An 18,452-nucleotide genomic window follows, 5' to 3' on the forward strand; every position below is an offset into this window, starting at 1 on the left:
TCCTTTGTTATTCGGTGCCGAGCAGGGTGCGCACGGCGTCTGCATTGGAGTTTCCGGCGGGCAGGCCGAGTGGGTACTCGCCCGAGAAGCAGGCGGTACACAGCTCGGAACGGGGCTGCTCGGTGGCGGCCACCATCTCCTCAATGGAGACAAAGCCCAGGGAATCGGCGCCGATGGTGTCACAGATAGTGGCGCAGACGGTTTCCGGATCGTCGGAGGGGCTGGCGTTAGCGATCAGCTCGCCCGGAGAGGCGAAGTCGATGCCGTAGAAGCACGGCCACTTCACTGGCGGGGAGGCGATGCGCACGTGCACCTCGGCGGCGCCGGCCTCGCGCAGCATGCGGATGAGCGCGCGCTGGGTATTGCCGCGGACGATGGAATCATCCACCACGACGAGCTTCTTGCCGTTAATGACTTCACGCAACGGGTTAAGCTTCAAGCGGATGCCCAGCTGGCGCAGGGTCTGGGTGGGTTGGATGAAGGTGCGGCCCACGTAAGCGTTTTTGACCAAGCCGTGGGCGAAGGTGATGCCGGATTCGCGGGCATAGCCCACGGCAGCCGGGTTGCCGGATTCGGGAACCGGGATGACCAGGTCCGCGCCCTCAGCCGGATACTCACGGGCCAAGCGGCGGCCGATGTCCACGCGGGAGGCGTTGACGGAGCGGCCCTTGATATCGCTATCCGGGCGGGCCAAGTAGACGTACTCGAAGACACAGCCGTGGCGCTTGGCTGGCGCGAAGTTCACGGAACGGATGCCGGCCTCATCGATGGCGACGAGCTCGCCGGGTTCAATCTCGCGGATGAACTGGGCGCCGCAGATATCGAGCGCACAGGTCTCGGAGGCCACCACCCAGCCCTTGGCCAAGCGGCCGAGGACCAGCGGGCGCACGCCGTGCGGGTCGCGCGCGGCGTACATGGTGTGACCATCGGTAAAGGTCAGGCAGAATGCTCCCTTAACGCGAGGGAGCAGGTCGCGGGCGGAGTCGAAGACGGAGGTGTCTTCATCCACGCCGTCGGCAAGCAGCATAGACAAGCACATGGAGTCAGATACGGACTCCTCATGGGGCTTAATCAAACCGCGCTGCACGGCCTCCTCGCGCAGCTCCAGGTAGTTGACCAGGTTGCCGTTGTGACCGAGGGCGATGTCTACCCCGGTGGAGGAGGTAGAAAACATCGGCTGGACATTGGACCATTCCTTGCCGCCGGCGGTGGAATAGCGCGTGTGGCCCACCGCCACGTTTCCTTGGAGGGCAGACAGGGTGGACTCATCAAAGATATTAGCCACGAGGCCCATGTCCTTGAAGACGACGATGCGGTCATCATCGCCTACCGCAATGCCGGCAGCCTCCTGGCCACGGTGCTGCAGGGCGAAGAGACCAAAGTAGGTCAGCTTGGAGACTTCCTCCCCGGGAGCCCAAACGCCATAGACGCCGCACTCTTCGCGGGGCTCCTGCTCATTCTGATCGTCAAGATTGGTGATACTAGGAGTATGTACTTCTACCACGGCGTTTATATTAGCCTGTCGCGCCGCCGGAAACTAACGGAATAAGCGGCAACCACTGCGCAATTTCGCCCGCGCGGGAGCCGGAAGCATCGACGCGACCAGTGTTTACGGCCTCTTCCCAGTCCGCCAATCCGGCGGCAAGGCGCAGCCAGGTTTCCGGGTCGGTCTCCACCACATTGGGTGGGGTGCCGCGGGTATGGCGGGGCCCTTCAATGCATTGCACCGCAACAAATGGGGGTACGCGCAGCTCCACGGAATGGCCCGGCGCGTCGGCCTCGAGGGTGCGGGCGGTGCGGCGGACGGCGTCGGCAAGCAGGGCCCTACCAGGCTTATCGTGCTCCGCCGGGGCGGCAATCCAGTCTTTGATGGCCATGATGGCCGCGCGGGTGGCTGCGGGATCGACGGGCTTTTTCATAGCTACATCATAGCTACTGTTATCTTGTTGTTTATGTCACCTACGCCTTCCGTTGCGGAAAATCAGAAATCGCCGGCGCTGACGCTGCGCTTTATGGCATCGCCAACCGACGTCACCATGGCCGGCGCCACCGGCATCAGCGGTGGCCGCGTCCTGGAATGGATTGATAAGGCCGCCTATGCCTGCGCCGTGCAATGGTCCGGCCAGTACTGCGTGACCGCATACGTGGGCCATATCCACTTCACCCGGCCGATCCCTTCCGGGCACATCGTGGAGGTGCGCTCCCGAATCGCCATGACCGGCCGTTCCTCCATGCACATCGTCAACGAGGTGCTTTCTGCCGACCCGCGCGAAGGCATTTTTACCCGCGCCTGCGATTGCCTGGTTATTTTCGTGGCTAAGGACCCAGCGACCGGTAAATCCACCCCAGTGCCTTCCTTCGTGCCGGAGACTGATGAGCAACGCCGCGTGGAAGAGGCTGCCAAGTCCCGCATTGAGCTGCGCAAGGCCATCGAGGAAGAGATGGAAAAGCAAACCTATGATGGGCCTTCCGACGCCCCGCGCATGGTCAACCGCTTCCTAGCCAAGCCCACCGACGTCAACTGGGGCGGCAAGGTCCACGGCGGCACCGCCATGCAGTGGATCGATGAAGCCGGTGCAGCTTGCACCATGGAGTGGTCCGCCGAGCGCACCGTGGCCGTCTACGCCGGTGGCATCCGCTTCTACAGGCCTATTTCCATCGGTGATCTCATCGAGGTCGACGCTCGCATGATGCGCACCGATACCCGCTCCATGCAGATGTCCATCCACGTCCGCTCCGGCAACCCTCGCGGCGGCCGCGATAACCTGCAGACCGCCATTCATGCCACCGTGGCCTATATCGCCCTGGACCACGATGGCCAGCCGCAGGTAGCCCGCCCCTTCCACCCGCATACCGAGGAAGACAAGCGCCTGGCCGAGCACGCCACCCTCCTGCGCGGACTGCGCGCCAAGTACTCGCCGAAGCCGCTAGTGGTGGCGCCGTCGAATCAGCACATCGACTAAGCAGCCCCCTGAACCACGACCATCCACACCGCTACAAGGTGCACCACCGCCGCCGCGATGGTCGCGGTGTGGAAGTGCTCGTGGTAGCCGTAGTAGCGTGCGTTGCGGCCTGGCCACTTAAAGCCATAGACCAGCGCGCCGAGCGAGTAGACCACGCCGCCGGCGAAGAGCAGCCAGACGACGGCCGCGCCGGCTTGCGTCCACAGCGTGGGTAAAAGCGGCAGCACCAGCCAGCCCAGCGCTAGGTAGACCACCACGTCCAGCCAGCGCGGGTGGTTGATCCACACCAAGTTGAGCACCACGCCCAAGACGGCTCCACCCCAAGCGACGGCCAGCATCCACGCCGCTTGCACCGGCGAAAGCACAATGAGACACAGCGGTGTATACGTCGCCGCAATAAACACCGAGATGGTCGCGTGATCCGCCCGCCGCCACCATTGCACGGCACGCGCGCTCGCCCACGGGTAGCGGTGGTAGAGCGCCGAAACACCAAAGAGCCCCACCAGCCCCACGCCGTAGATGGTTACGCCGAGCCCCTGCCACCATTGCAGTGTCATCCACGCATAGGTAATGAGCACAGTAGAGGCAATTACCGACAACAGCGCCGCAATCGCATGCCCCCAGCCACGGCTTAGCGGCCTGGGCCCGCGATCGGCCATCCAATAGGTGCGCTGCACCAAGCCTTCTTTCAAGGGATACTCCCCCGCCTCTTTTGTTCCTTCAGCATGTATCTGAGCCACAGCGATACTTCTTTCTCTCACCAGGGCTAAGTTACGTTACCGTAAGTCTACTGAGAGGCGTAAAGAGCTTCAAGAGACAGTAGCGAGCATTTTAAGTAATGCACCCCACCGACCCGGCTTTCTGCAACTGATTAGTTCTGAGCATCCATACTTTCGATGACGACGTCCTCTCCATCACCGTCGCCACGCAAGTGCACGCCCCACTCCACAACTTTGCCTGCCCCATTTACAGCCTCATGCGGGGAGTTAAACGCTAGAGCCAACCCTACTTCTCCTTTGTCCCAACGCGGCGGAGTGTAGGCGCCATCACGTTCGCTTTGTGCAACCTCGTCTTGGTTCCGATCGTCAAATAACGTAACGAGAACAGCTCCACGCCTCTTCGCATCAAAAGAGTTTAAATCAAATGGCTCTTCCCCCTTGATCTTTTTAAATTTTCCACGAAGGAATTGTGCGTTTTCTGCCATGTCAATAAACCGCGGGGCAAGAACGGACTCACCGCTAGCCACGCTTTGCATGATGTACGTATTCTTTCGGTCAGTACCGGTAATGTCATGGCGTTCTTCACGGCGACTACGCTTTACAAGCGGCACTGGAAACGGCACACCTGGAACCTCAATGGTTTTGGGATTTTGCGACAAGATTGGCAACATTACTGCTACTTCACGAAAATCAGAACCCGAAACACTTGCGTGTTTGCCGTCCCCCATCAATCCGCGAAGATAACGGACATGCGGTGCAACGATGTTCCCTTTGTAGTTCGATCCTTCGTACCACTGCATGGTCTCCAGAAGATCCACGAAAACATCGGCCGCGATAGTTCCTACATGGAAGTTTTTGTAGCCCGCGTGTGCAAATGGTTTACCACTTCTCAAACCTTCCAAACGGAAATATGCCATTTTCGCGATATCTGAGTCGAGGCTCTGCAACAAAGGTATACCGACTTCTTGGAAATTCCATTTCAAGGCCTTTTTCTCTTGACGGTCAGGAATGGAGTTCAACTCCACTACATTCGGCGCAGCCGCAGTAGAACGAATATAAGCATTAAACATTTTATTCGAACTTGTGGGCTTTAAGTCCGGCAACGATTGACGGACCAAAGGAGCAATACGGCTCGGGGTCAGACGCTTATCAGGGTCTTGAGACTCTTCTGCATAAATCTTGATATTGTCGCGGAAAACCTCCTCATCATGCATCGCCGCCTCAAAAAGTTCCACAAGATCAACAGGCGCATAAAGACGAACTAGATCTTGGTAACCCTTACGGAAGCCAAACCAACGCCCAGTTTGCATCAGCGTATCCGCACTTCCTGCGCGCCGACGGAAATAAGAAATCGTCAGTCCTTCAACTGTATAGCCACGAGAAAGCTTTGCCCCTCCGACAAGAACCTTCCACACACGCCCAGATTCAAAGTTTGGGCTTTGCTTGCCTTCAGTATCTACCTGCAAGATTGGTGACTCTCCAGATTGAACCCCTACCATCATTTCTGCATAGGCTTCATTGATATACGGCAAGAGTTCTTCATAGGTCCGTGGGATCGCGAACCCTTCCCTGTAGCGCTCGATATTCATAACATCGAGAAGATCATCTTCAAATAGTCGCTTCATTTCTGGAATTGGTCGCGCAAGATTATATCCGCGCTCTCGCCAAATTTTCTCCAGTATTTTCTTTCCATCTCCGTGGATCGCAGTACCCGTGCCTTCGTGCACTAGCATGGTGTGATGCTTAAACGTATGACCTGGATGCTTAGCTTCCCGGAATTTCTTAATCGCACCGGTTAAGACAAACATGTCAAGGGCTTCTTTTAGTTCTTCCGCCCGCTCATGCTCAAATACATCATCATCCAGACCCCTAGAATCAACGATGTCCCGAATAAACGCCTTGCTCTGGGAGTTTTCACGAGTCGCTTCCTCTGGGGCATCGGCAAAGTCCATGCGGTCATGGAACCACTTCGCCCCGCGATACGCGGGCGGCTCGCTAAGCATCAAAACAAAATTCTGCGGGTAAAGATCTACCGGATCGGAAGGATCAACAAAGACGTTAGCGAAGGGCGTAGCCGTATAACCGACATACTGCGCGCGAGGACAGTTACTGAGCAGTTCAGTAATCTGCTCATTAACCGCAGTACGCTCACGTTCTTCTTTAGGCTCTTCCTTCTTTTGCTTTTTGGTATTGATAGACGCCTGATCGGACTCGTCATCGATAACCAAGACCGGCAAATGCTTCAAGTCCCCATTAAGACGGGCCGCACGCCGTAAATCAGAATTGAGGTTTTTGAGTACGGAGGAATTCTTCTTGACCACTGCAACCAGACAAGGCATGTTATCGAGGTTGTCTGGATGATGCACGGGCTTCGATTTATCCGGGCGTTCAATTTCAATCGCGCTAGTACCAGTCCTGCGGTAATCACGAACTGAAGTCGTCACGCGCTTAATACGCGGGAATCCCTTGGAGCCATATGCAGGACCATGACTCAGGAACGCGCCACCATTCTCTCCCCAGTCACGATCCCATTCTTCGTCACCATTGAAATAAGTCTCATCTTTGCGTTCTTTTTCAGTGAGGTTTTCTTCATCGAGGCCGCTCAGCACCGACTCTTTGCCGCACAACTCTTTATCCAAACGGCGTTGTGTTTGATCACGCAGATTGTCCATCGTGCCGGCAAGAATGATGATGAACCTGTAACCAGCGTCAATGGCTTTCGCAGTAACTGCGGTAAAGTTTGCAGTCTTGCCGCTTTGGACGTAACCAACCACCAGGCCGCGAGAAGACACATCGTGTGGCTTTTTAGGATCGTCTATGCGTCGAATAACCTCGGTAGCCTGCGTACCCACGGTTTCGATAGATTCAGCGTCCCAACGATTTCTGCTGAGCACCTTCCGATAATCATCCCAGTAGTGAGTATTTTCTTGTTGCCTTTCCGGCGTATACCACTCAGTAAAGACTTCTTGGATAATGACCGCAGGCTCGGGCTCAGGCATACGCTGCTCCAATGCTGGAGCAAAGTCAGACAGCCCTAGCTGCTCAATAACCCATTGCAGCCGCTCGTTACTTTCGGAAGGCGTCTGGGTCTCTGGTTTCAGAACGGCTTCATCAGCATCCTTGGCCGCGACAATGAAGGTTATTAGGGGCTGGATATCGTTATCGTCGGCTTCCTCGATGTATTTAAGTATCGAATCAGCATTCACGTCCATCCCTTCCATCAATTTGAGCCTGTCCTGCAACGAGGCGTAAAGCTTTAAATCCGATGGATTAAGAACGTTGCTTATAGCTTCCTTAAGGGGCTGAAAGCCTACTGTCCGACTATCGTGACTGCTGGTCAAGAGATTTTCTCCTCGGGTTCATGCATCTTTATCAATGCTTGACACAGGAAATAATGTGCCTCACATCAATTGAGCCCTACAGTACAGCATCACACAGGCACGCATTGATAGATTCGACCCAAAAGCAAACATATATTCGATTAGTGGGGTCATTCGAGCCCTAGGCGTAGGTTTTCTTGGCGCTCCTGCTCTCTGGCGGCGGCCGTAAGTAGCTCAGCCCACAAGGAAGCGTTTGCCTTGGATTTTCTTGTCTGCTTTGAAGTAGCAACATCATTGAACAGCAGATATAGAAGCGTTTTTAATAATGGTGCATCGTGGAGCGAGCCTCTACCGGGGTTTACCATCTTTCGATACTTCCGATTGATCTTGATAGTGCTATCCCGCGGAGAAACCTCTACGAACTTATCGCCTTCCAGTTTTGTCCACACAACATTGACTGGGTCACCCTTTTTTAAATTTGCCTCATCCTCGATTAATTCTTTGATGACCGGAGCAATTCCTTGCCCTGCCTCCGCAAGCACGTCCGGGTTGCCAGATTTCTTATTGGAATTTCGGAGGACTGCGATGGAATCGCTACATACCGCATCAAAATTCTTTTCCGACTCTCCACATACTCTTAGCCGATCGATAAATCGGTGAAAGCCCTCGCCCAATCTCACGGACCCTTTTTGCGGACTAATAGTGATGTACTCATTAATCACTCGTGGATCGTCGATGACCACCCGGAGCAATTTATAGTCTTTTCGGGGTTCCTGAAATCCACACCACCCGCCCTGGGTGATCAAGCGGTCTGCGATATATATGTAAAAACCCTGATGCCCTAGCTCATCCTTGCCTTCCAGTATGAATTCATCCGACTTGGACCTGTTATTCCAGATGTGCGCCGTCACCCCAGGACCATCTTCTCGTCCATGTTCAGCTAAATATAGGGGATATAAGCGGTCACCTGATTTCCGGTAGCCGCATGGATCAATGGGTTTGATGGACGGGGCAGGCACGGGATCAAATGCGTCATAAAGCATAAAAATTTTAATGCTTACCCGTTTGTCCTGAAGGAAACGGTGATAGCGGATCCCTAAGTGGCGGCGCAGTTTCTCAATTGTGCCAGACAAGAAGGCATCAGCTTCCCGCGCGTCACTCCCCTCATAAATTCCCGTCAGGTCATTCCAGAGAATAGAGGTACCTCGCTTGAGAACAACGAGCCGGTCTCTTAGGTTCCACGCCGCAGTTGTTGCCTGCTGATTTAATACATCGGCGGTAAAGCTTTCCTTGTGTAACTGAATACCTGCTGGAAATTGCCCTTTCACTCGGGAAAGTACTGTGACGGTATCGGCATTCGCATACGAACCTTCCTTTAGACCCATTCCGTAGATACCGATATTGCTTCGTGACTGAGACTCATGCCCTCCCAGCCGTAAGACACGTTCCATGGTTGCCGCATCCATGCCACGACCATCATCATGCACCGCAATTTGGGTCAGTTTGTTTCCATCAACATGGAAGACAATGGAAATGTTTTCCGCCTGGGCGTCAATGGAATTGTCCACTAGCTCATCGATGCCCGAGCGAATATCGTGATTGGCTCCCAGCGCATGCTGAATAGACTCAGTCGGCGCTAAATGGATAGTCTTTTCGATCTCAAAAGAACTCTTATTCTGTGTCACTTGTCAACCAGACCTATTCCTCAATTTCCAGCCCATCTACGATCCGCACCGTCTCCATCGCCACGCGCGTTACCTTGCCAATTAGGTCCACAATGTAACGCGGGTTTCCCACCTCATCGGCCCAATCGTTCGGGTCGTTGACAATACCGGACGCCTTGTCTTTTTTGACCTGGTAACGGTCGATCAACCACGCCACCGCAGAGCGCGAGCCCAGCATGTACTCATCCCCCTCCGCGGGAATAGCACCGATGGTCACCTGCTTGTTGTAGATCAGCTTGGTCACGTCATTGACGTTCTTGCCCGTCTCCGGATCCTTGCGTTTGGCCCATTTCATCTTCTTTACGCGCCAAGTCTCACGATCAGATTCATTACCCTTGACGTGAATATCTAGCGGCCATGGCTCCACGGATTCATAGTTCACGTGCAGGTCCATTAATTCTTTACCGGCCGCAGCAAACTTATCGAACTCCGCTCGCGAGGATGGCGTTTCAATATGCGGCAGCATCTTCTTCAAATCTGCCGCGTACTTCGTGCGATAGCCAGGATCATGCAGCTTGCCATAGACAAAGTGGAAGATGTCATCACCTGTGACATCAGCGCCCAAAGCATCGCGGTACAAGGCTTTAATCTCATCCGTGATGTTGTCCACGCGAACATACCCGTCAACAACCTCACCGACCTTGCCATAGATGCTGGATTCGCCCTGCTTGACGACGCCTCCCTCACCAAACAAGCCACCATCGTCGGCCTCAGCTGGGCTCCAAGTGAAGCGGGGGAAGTACTGGCCGGTGTAGGTAAAGAAAGACAAATCCGGCATCAAGTCCGTCGCAAGCAGCGCGAAATTGGCTGCATCGCGCGGAGCCATAACAACGAAGCCAATATTTCGGTGTTGCAGAGTTGGAAACATTGATGGGAGTTGGCTGACCCTATGATTTAGCGCATCATCAAAGTAAGCAAAAGTCCTTGTAAAGGGTCGATAACTACCAGTTCTAATCTTAAACTGCGCAAAATCCTCAAGAAGTTTGCGTTGTTTTAGCCGGCTAGTAAGACTAGATGACCACTTAATCCGGGTCGGATCAACAAAGTCCAAATTCTCTGCAAGGAATTCATCAACAAAGTCCGAATCTCGAATTTGTTCCAAAGCATTGTTGTATGTCCGACTATGAGTTTTGATGTTGTCCTCAAGTTTCGAGGAAGAAAAACTATAGACCCACGTATCTCTTCCTGTCTCCAACCCACGGGTGAAAGACTCAAAAATCTTCGTTGATGAGCCCTTCTTTTCACCTAACACTGGCCAGGCCGCGAATTCCCTCGAACGCTGATTCAGCCAGTCCCCCTCTTTGTTTGGAACAATTGACTGCCAATTCAAATTACTGATAGTTGCATTAATCACATCTTCAACCTTCTGCGCCTTGGAGGCATAGTCAGGCGAAGCTGCATAATGCAATGCAAAAGACTTCTTATTTGCGCTCTTCACGCCGATAGCAATAGAAATCCCTACCCGGATATCAAATACATTTCCTCCTTCCCGTTTCGCGAGATCTCCGGCAGTGCGAGAATTACCCCTTAGATTGAATATGTAAAGGTCAGTGAAATCCTCTGCCATGGACAAACGAATACCGGCGCCTGTGTTTCCATCAATCCAACCATTATTCGTAACAAAAATAACTACACCCTGATCTCCAATTCTGTCAGTCGCCCAACGGAAGGCTCGCAGATAGGAATCATAAAGTGAGTTCTTATTTGTTGCGGTGGACCTAGCGGCGTAAGTTTCCGCAATGCGCTTATCCAGGCTCGGATATTTCTGGTTGGCGTTCAGGTCATTCGCAGACTTTTGACCCACTGAGTACGGCGGGTTACCAATCACTACGTTGATGGGTGCTTTCTTTTGGCGTTCAATGGTGGCGTTGTTTTCGCGGAAGACGTTGAGGTCCGGAATGTCGCCGTCTTCGTGGATTTGGAAGGTATCCGCTAGAGCGATGTTGGTGAAAGGTACGTAGTCCGGAACTGGTTCCCCGTTGCGCTGCGCAGCCTCTTCACGCAGGGCGTTGTAGGTGGTCTCAATGTTGACGGCGGAGACGTAGTAGGCCAGCAGCATAATTTCGGTGGCAAAAAGCTCGTTGGCATACTTGCGCGCGAGGTCCTCCGGCTTGATGAGGCCCGATTGCAGCAAGCGGACCATGAACGTCGAAGTGCCCGCGAAGGGATCAAGGATGCTTACGCCTTCATCGCTCAGGCCCCTGCCAAAGTGCTTCTGGGAGACCTCGTCAGCGGCGCGCAGGATGAAGTCCACGATTTCCACTGGCGTATAAACAATGCCGAGCGCCTCAGCTTGTTTCTTGAAGGCCTTGCGGAAAAAGCGCTCGTACAGCTCTTTGATGACCTGCTGCTTGCCTGAAGCGGAGGTCACCTCAGAAGCACGCACTCGCACGGACTCATAGAACTTCTCCAGAGACTCTGTTTCCGTGTCGAGGTTGGCCTTGGACAGAGCGTTAACCATTTTCTCCATCACCTGTGCCACGGGGTTATGGGTGATGAAATCATGGTTTTCAAACAACGCGTTAAATACTGGTGCGGTGATGAGGTGCTGAGAGAGCATCGAGATGGCGTCGTCATCGGTGATGCCATCATTCAAGTTATTGCGCAGGCCTTCAACAAAGTCATCAAATTCCTTGCGTAGGTTGCCATCCGCGCTTTCAAGCAGCGATTTGATGCGGGTGATTTGGTTCTCCGCAATGGTGGCCACGTCATCGGCCCAATCTTCCCAGTAAGTTCGGGTGCCAACCTTATCCACCAGCTTTGTGTAAATTGCCTCTTGCCATTGCTCTAACGAGAACAATGCAATCTGCTGCGTCATGGCGCTAGCATCGTCGAATGCCTCAGCGGAATTGGCGTTATCTGCCCCATCCAGCTTTTCTTTATCGCTTTTCTCTTTGTCACCAGAAACATGGTTGACGTCAATGGGCAGTTCATCTTGCGCATTCGCTCCGTTAAGCGCAATCGAATTCACCTTGGCGTTAAAGCGATCATCGTGGGCGCGCAGCGCGTTGAGAATCTGCCACACCACCTTGAAGCGCTGATTATCGTTAAGCGCTTCCGAAGGCGGAACATTCGGTGGCACCGCCACCGGCAAAATGATGTAACCGTAATCCTTGCCCACAGATTTACGCATCACTCGACCAACGGACTGGACTACGTCCACCATGGAGTTGCGTGGGTTAAAGAATACGACCGCATCCAACGCCGGCACATCCACGCCCTCGGACAGGCAGCGGGCGTTGGTAAGCATGCGGCTTTCGTTTTCATCCGCCGGGGATTCGATCCAGGAAAGTTTGGTGCCACGCTCCATGGCGTTCATACCGCCATCAACGTGCTGTGCAGCAACGCGCAAATCAACGTTAGTCAAGGAGACATCGTTCAACACTGCCTTATCCTTAAGCAGCTCTTGGTGGGTGGCAATGAGCGAAGGATAGGTATCAGCGATGAGCTGTGAGGACTTAATGTCTTTAGCAAAGGCGACAGCGCGCTGCATAGGCTGGGCGTTTTCCTCAAAGCCGCCTTTCTTGCCCTGCAATTCACCAGAGCGCTTGGCCAAGCCATTCCAAGCACCTATCATCGCCGAGGCCGTGGTGAGGTTTATCTGGTTGTCGTCGCTGCGGGCCATCGCTTCCGCAGCCACCGACTCATCGACCGTCATGACAAGAACTTTGTAATCAGTCAATAAGCCCTTATCAACGGCTTCCCCAAAGCCAAGGCGGTAGAACTCGGGGCCATAAATTCCCTCATCATCCATGGAGGTCAACTCGGCGGAGTGCTCGGCTGCCTTGCCCTTTACCGCGTCGTCATAAAGTCTTGGCGTGGCGGTCATATAAAGGCGTTTTGCCGCCCTGATATAGCCAGCATCGTGGATGCGGACAAAATTGCTGGCATCCTCACCGGCCAGGGTAATACCAGTGGTGCGGTGAGCCTCATCGCAGATGACCAAATCAAAATCGTCTAGGCCCTGCTGCTGCGCTTCATGGACCGCCGGCAGGGACTGGTACGTAGAAAACACGATATTGAGGCCCTTAGCGCGCTTGCCAGAAGCAAAGCGCTGCGTAATCTCCTCACCGTCCGTAGATACAGGGACCTCGAGGTCATAGACCGCAATGTCTTCCGCTTTCTTTGAGACCTTGGAATCCGAGCACACCGCGAAGGCACGCATGTCTAGGCGACCTTGAGCGGTCCACTCCTTTAGTGTCTGCGACAACAAGGAGATGGAAGGAACGAGGAACAGAATCCGGGCTTTGCCACCATTTTCTTCTGCTACGCGCTCCGCCAGGCGCAGCGCGGTAAAAGTCTTACCGGTACCGCAGGCCATAATGAGCTTGCCGCGGTCATGGGTCTTAAATCCCTCAATAGCCTTATCAATGGCCGTTTGCTGGTGCGGGCGTGGTTCGAAAGTTTCGCGCTGCGAAAGGTTAATTTGGATACTTTTGTCCCGGACCTCAGAGCCTGGGAACGCCACGTCCCAGTTAATCGGGGACTCGGCAATGGTAGAAATTCCGATGCGGCTGGTGGGAATCATCTGGTTGGCCAACGCCGCTTCCGCATGTGACGACCAATGATCCGTGGTGGAAATAATCATGCGGCTGCCAAAGTATTCGCTGCCGTTTTCGGTCTCAAAGGAATGCCCTGAGGCCTCGAAGAAGGAATCGAGGTGGGATTTCTGGATACGCGCGTTGGAAGCGTAGAACTTGCACTGGATGGCCATCCACGTGCCGTCATCTACGCGGTGGGCGACCAAGTCAATTCCCGTATCCGCCTTGCCGCCGTTATAGCGCCAATCAACCCAGCGGGTGACCTCATCGAACTGTGCTTTCAGCGTGGGATCGGTCTTGAAATAGTTGACCATTAATTTTTCAAAAGCTATGCCATACTTCGCCTTTGGTTGGTTTTCGCGCAGTTGATCCAGTACCTCGGAGAATTTTGACATACCAGCATTATGCCTGACGGGCTAGCCATCCTCTGGATAATTCCGGCTAATTTAACGCCGAGCCGTCAGAGCTACCCCTTATAGGTCTTTTCTGCAGCACGTGGTTGTTCCGTATGCCGTGTGCATTCAAGAAGGGACATACCATTGTCATGGGGCGCACATATTCTGTAGGGTCCACATCTAGTTCCTTTCCCGCTGGCAGAAATTATCGTCGCTGGTCGGGGGACTTTACGGACATGGTTGCGGCGCACGAGAGCGTGGGACTGTCAGGGAAATCGAAACTTTCCCGCCTGCGTGATTAGGCCAACAACCAATCAAAGGGATTATCCGTGTTTCATCTCTTGGTCAAAATCCTAGGCGGTCTTCCCCTGCCCACGCGTTGCGCTGCGGACATACTTCAAGGTCGAAATCCGAAAGGACGACACACACTAGGCCCAGCCGAGCAATAAAGGCTGCAATGGCGCTAGACCTAGAGCTGTAGCGAGCCTGCTTGCGGTTCCATTGAACTGTGGAAACCATATGGGAGGCTGTACCTTTAGGAAGTCGCCACTAAACGGTGATTCGAGGAGAACTTCCCAGTTTGTCGCCCCTCAGTAAAATCTTGCCGCTGCTAAAAGGGAAGTTGGATGCCGAACTTGTGTAGAAGACTTTCTATCTGCTGCCGGTTGAAGTACACCGTTCCCACTGCAATAGTCAGTACGCTGACGAGGGCACCAACTACCGCCCACATCTTCGGCTGTGAAGAGGCAACGCTACTTCCTGATTGTGGCTTGTACCCGCTGTCCGCTGTGGAATCAATATGGGCTTGAGAGTGGTCAGAGATAGAACCAAGCGGCAGACAAGCGGACAGCTCATCGATGGTATAAAACGTCGAGCCCTCACTTATTGGCTCACACCCCTCTTTGAAGGGAATTTCCTTCTCGTTGTACAGCATGCGCACGAGGGTCTCGCCATTGTCATTCTGGAAGGCATCCCACTGGATATTTGCTCCCATCGGGGAGACCTCGTCACCACGCCAATCCGAGTTCTGCCAGGTGTAGAGCTCTCCTGCGGGAACTCCCTTCTCTGAGCCAGGTGTTTTCAGCAATGCGGCGAGCGGAATGATGGTTTCCGCGTGACCAAACCTATATTCCGCAGCTATATCACCACCGGCGGCGCGATCCTGTACGCCCTCAATCATTTCCTCAAGCAGTGGCTCATAATTGTCGTAAGAAACAGTGCGACCCTCGATAGCCGGCCCCTTCTCATAGAAGTCTTCTACATCCAATAGGTATGCAAAGGTAGGCCCGCTCGCATCGTCCATGTACTGATCAAATATCCACCCCTCAGCAGGGGTTTTCTCCTCATGAGCAAGTGCTGGAGCAATGATGTACAGGTTGTAGAACTGCAGCGCGGCGTCCACTATTCCTTCTACTGTCTTGCCATCCTTTTCACGGGCGCTAAAAGAAATGGATCCATCTTTTAGCTCATCGATAAAATCCGAGGTGAAAATCTTGGACAGCAACTCCTGCGAAGCTTCTTGGGAGGCCGGCTTGGAATATGCTTCCTGGATCTTTTCCTGTAGCTGCGGTGAGTCTTTCCACGCCGAATATTTTTCGTACGACGGTGACTTCTTATCTTTATGCGCATACATCAGATCAGTGCGTGGCTCGATGGTGACATGCCCATCGTTGGTTCCGTCCACGAGGTTGTCAGCAAGAGCGGGAGCTTCCTTCAGCCATGCCTCACCGAAACTCCAACCAGAGTCATTAGCGCGGTCCTCACCCGAAGAGATGAATTTCACCTTGGAATCATCCCTGTCGATGCTGTGCATAAGCTCGGCATTGCGTTGCGCATTGCGCTGACCAATCCCCCGCAGTTCTTCCCGCCCAACGGCGGTGAGGTTTCCGTATCCGGCGTCTTGTCCGGCGCCCCCGGGCAATTCCTCATTCACGGAAATCATCGCTTCTACCTGCGGAATGAGCTTTTCTCCTAGATCCGTGAGTTCACCACGCTCCTGAGCATACTCCAGCATCTGCTGCGCGAGGTCGTCATACTTAAAGCTAGACAAGCCACGCGAGCCATGCCGGTCCACCGTGGAGGTATAGATCTGTCGGAATCCTGCGGGAGCTTCGGAGTACTCCCGCCCCTGCGGTTCATAGTGCTGCTTGGTGGAGTAATAGGAACCATTCTCGGCGGCGGTGGCGGGCACTGTTACACCAGCACACGCAACGGCAGCAGTAAGAGCGAGAGTACGAATGCGCATTAGACGTTGGCTTCCATGAGTAGTGGATATTTTGTAGAGGGACACACCCACGGTAGGCCGTTGACGTTAAGAAAAGGTTGCCTGAAAGGGAAATATTTGAAAAGAACTCGTCCCGACGCTGTTCTTTATAAGGCCGAGCCTTGTCCCTGCTCCTAACGAGCTAAAAAGCCCGGCCGAAGCCGGGCTTTCCGCATTGTCGCTTAGTTGCGTTTGTCCAACGCCGGGAGATTTTACTCCACTACGGAGTTAGCGCCCACGGCGTGGTCGAAGAGGTCCGGCAAGGTGGCGGACCAGGCGGCGACCAGCTGGGAGATGGCGACGGACTCGCCGCCGAGGGTGAGGGCACCGGTTTCGGTGGTCTCGCCAACGATGGCGGCTGGGATGCCCAGCTCGCCGGCGCGGGCGAGTACCTGATCGGCGCGGTCGGCGGTGGTGGCCACGAGCACGCGGGAGGCGGACTCGGAGAAGGCGGCGACGAACTCGTCCTCGTGGACCGCGGTGAGGTCCAGGTTGAGGCCGAGGCCGGCGCCGTCGGCAGTAGCACCGGCGCGCTTTGCCATCTCAAAGGCGGTGACGGCAAGGCCACCCTCGGAGATATCGTGTGCGGCGGTGAGCAGCTCATTGCCGTGGAAGAACTCGGCCAGGCGCTTCTCGTTGGCCATGTCTACCTGCGGGGGCAGGCCGTTGAGGGAGGAAGCATCGGAGGTATCGGCGCTGACCTGCTGCCAGATAGAGCCGCCGAACTCATCCTTGGTCTCACCCAGGGCGATGAGCACTTCCTTCTCGCCCACGGTGCCCAGCTCGTTGCCGATGGCCTTGTGTACGTCATCGATAACGCCCAGCACGCCCACAACAGGGGTGGGCAGGATCGGCTCTTCGCCGGTCTGGTTGTAGAAGGAGACGTTGCCGCCGGAGACGGGGATGGAAAGCTCCACGGCGGCGTCGGCAAGCCCATGCACAGACTCGCGGAACTGCCACATCACGTCGGGGTTTTCCGGGGAGCCGTAGTTCAGGCAGTTGGTGATCGCGACGGGCTTGGCGCCGGTGACGGCGACGTTGCGGTAGGCCTCCGCCAGCGCGAGGCGGGCGCCCATATTCGGATCCAGCTTGGTGTAGCGGCCGGAAGCATCGGCGGAAACAGCCACGCCGCGGCCGGTCTCCTCATCGACGCGCAGGACGCCGGCGTCCGCATGGTGGGACTGGACGGTATTGCCGCGCACGTAGCGGTCATACTGGTTCATGATGAAATCGCGCGAGCACAGCGCCGGGGAGGACACGAGCTTCTGCAGGGACTCAACCAGGCCACGCTTGTCGGTGCCCTGGTATTTCTGCAGCTCGTCCTGCCACTCCGGGCGGGCATACGGGCGGTCATACTCCGGAGCCTCGTCCGCAATGGTGCCGGCTGGGGCATCCACGACGACCTCGCCCTGGTGGCAGATGACCAGGTGGTTACCCTCGGTGACCTCGCCAATCTCGGCACAGGTGACGTCCCAGTGCTCGCAGATTTCACGGAACTTCGCCACGTTCTCCGGAGCTACAACGGCGCACATGCGCTCCTGGGACTCGGAGGCGAGGATCTCGGCCGCGGTCATATTCTGCGCGCGCAGCGGCACGTTATCGAGGTTGACCTCCATGCCGCCATCGCCAGAGGCAGCCAGCTCGGAGGTGGCGCAGGCCAGGCCCGCGCCTCCCAAGTCTTGGATGCCTACGACCACGCCGGCGTGGTAGAGGTCCAGGCAGCACTCGATGAGGACCTTCTCCGCGAAGGGGTCGCCCACCTGCACGGCCGGCAGCTTGCGCTCGGCGCCGTCCTCGAAGGTATCGGAGGCCAGCACAGACACGCCGCCGATGCCATCCAGACCGGTGCGGGAGCCGAAGAGCATGACCTTGTTGCCCTTGCCGGACGCAAAGGCCAGCTTGAGATCATCGACCTTGAGGGTGCCCACGCACAGGGCGTTGACCAGCGGGTTACCGGCATAGGTCTCATCAAAGACGGTCTCGCCGCCAATATTGGGCAGGCCCAGGGAGTTGCCGTAGCCACCCACGCCGGAGACCACGCCGGGCAGGACGCGCTTGGTATCGGGGGCGTCGGCAGGGCCAAAGCGCAGCTGGTCCATCACGGCAATCGGGCGAGCGCCCATGGCCATGATGTCGCGGACGATGCCGCCCACGCCGGTAGCCGCACCCTGGTAAGGCTCCACGTAGGAGGGGTGGTTATGGGACTCCACGCGGAAGGTCACCGCGTTGCCGTCTCCGATGTCCACCACGCCAGCGTTCTCACCAATGCCGGCGAGGATCTTCTCCCCCATCTCCTCAGTCATGGTCTCACCAAAGTAACGCAGGTGCGTCTTGGAAGACTTATAGGAGCAGTGCTCGGACCACATGACGGAGTACATGGTCAGCTCCGCGTCGGTGGGGCGGCGGCCCAGGATGTCATGGATGCGCTGGTATTCGTCATCCTTCAGGCCGAGTTCCGCGTAGGGCTGCTGCTCGTCCGGGGTGGACTGCGCCTTTTCTACGGTGTCATTATGAACGGTCATGAAAA

General features: G+C 55.5%; 9 protein-coding genes. 1 reads left to right on the forward strand and 8 read right to left on the reverse strand.

Features of this window, described 5'->3' with window-relative positions; genetic code table 11:
- Nucleotides 1-7: 7 nt before the first annotated feature.
- Complete coding sequence (gene purF, locus QP965_RS06260) at nt 8-1,504, reverse strand: amidophosphoribosyltransferase (RefSeq protein ID WP_239278196.1); 1,497 nt, start codon at nt 1,502-1,504, stop codon at nt 8-10.
- Between the two features lie 10 nt (nt 1,505-1,514).
- Nucleotides 1,515-1,919 (reverse strand): sterol carrier family protein, encoded by a 405-nt coding sequence (locus QP965_RS06265; RefSeq protein WP_284844409.1) that lies wholly within the window; start codon nt 1,917-1,919, stop codon nt 1,515-1,517.
- 33 nt (nt 1,920-1,952) lie between these two features.
- Between QP965_RS06265 and QP965_RS06270 the strand changes: the two genes are divergently transcribed.
- Entirely contained in the window at nt 1,953-2,963 is a 1,011-nt protein-coding gene (locus QP965_RS06270) for an acyl-CoA thioesterase (RefSeq protein WP_284844410.1), read from the forward strand.
- Here the strand turns inward: QP965_RS06270 and trhA are convergent.
- The 6 genes from trhA to purL all read right to left on the reverse strand — a co-directional run bounded on the left by trhA (nt 2,960) and on the right by purL (nt 18,447).
- Nucleotides 2,960-3,622 carry a PAQR family membrane homeostasis protein TrhA gene (trhA, locus tag QP965_RS06275; protein ID WP_284844493.1) on the reverse strand — a complete coding sequence of 221 codons (663 nt, stop codon included), beginning with the start codon at nt 3,620-3,622 and terminating at the stop codon, nt 2,960-2,962. The two genes, QP965_RS06270 and trhA, sit on opposite strands and share 4 nt — an antisense overlap.
- Before the next feature lie 212 nt (nt 3,623-3,834).
- Complete coding sequence (locus QP965_RS06280; protein WP_284844411.1) at nt 3,835-7,023, reverse strand: Z1 domain-containing protein; 3,189 nt, start codon at nt 7,021-7,023, stop codon at nt 3,835-3,837.
- A gap of 149 nt (nt 7,024-7,172) precedes the next feature.
- Nucleotides 7,173-8,687: an ATP-binding protein gene (locus QP965_RS06285; protein ID WP_284844412.1), complete on the reverse strand. Its 1,515-nt coding sequence runs from the start codon at nt 8,685-8,687 to the stop codon at nt 7,173-7,175.
- A gap of 13 nt (nt 8,688-8,700) precedes the next feature.
- Nucleotides 8,701-13,662: a DEAD/DEAH box helicase gene (locus QP965_RS06290; protein WP_284844413.1), complete on the reverse strand. Its 4,962-nt coding sequence runs from the start codon at nt 13,660-13,662 to the stop codon at nt 8,701-8,703.
- A gap of 610 nt (nt 13,663-14,272) precedes the next feature.
- Complete coding sequence (locus tag QP965_RS06295) at nt 14,273-15,907, reverse strand: histidine-type phosphatase (protein WP_284844414.1); 1,635 nt, start codon at nt 15,905-15,907, stop codon at nt 14,273-14,275.
- A 230-nt stretch (nt 15,908-16,137) separates the two neighbouring features.
- Nucleotides 16,138-18,447, reverse strand: coding sequence for a phosphoribosylformylglycinamidine synthase subunit PurL (purL, locus tag QP965_RS06300; protein WP_284844415.1), 2,310 nt, complete (start codon nt 18,445-18,447; stop codon nt 16,138-16,140).
- Between the last annotated feature and the right edge of the window lie 5 nt (nt 18,448-18,452).

Origin of the sequence: Corynebacterium sp. MSK074 (assembly GCF_030229735.1) — a bacterium.
Classification (GTDB): Bacteria; Actinomycetota; Actinomycetes; order Mycobacteriales; family Mycobacteriaceae; genus Corynebacterium.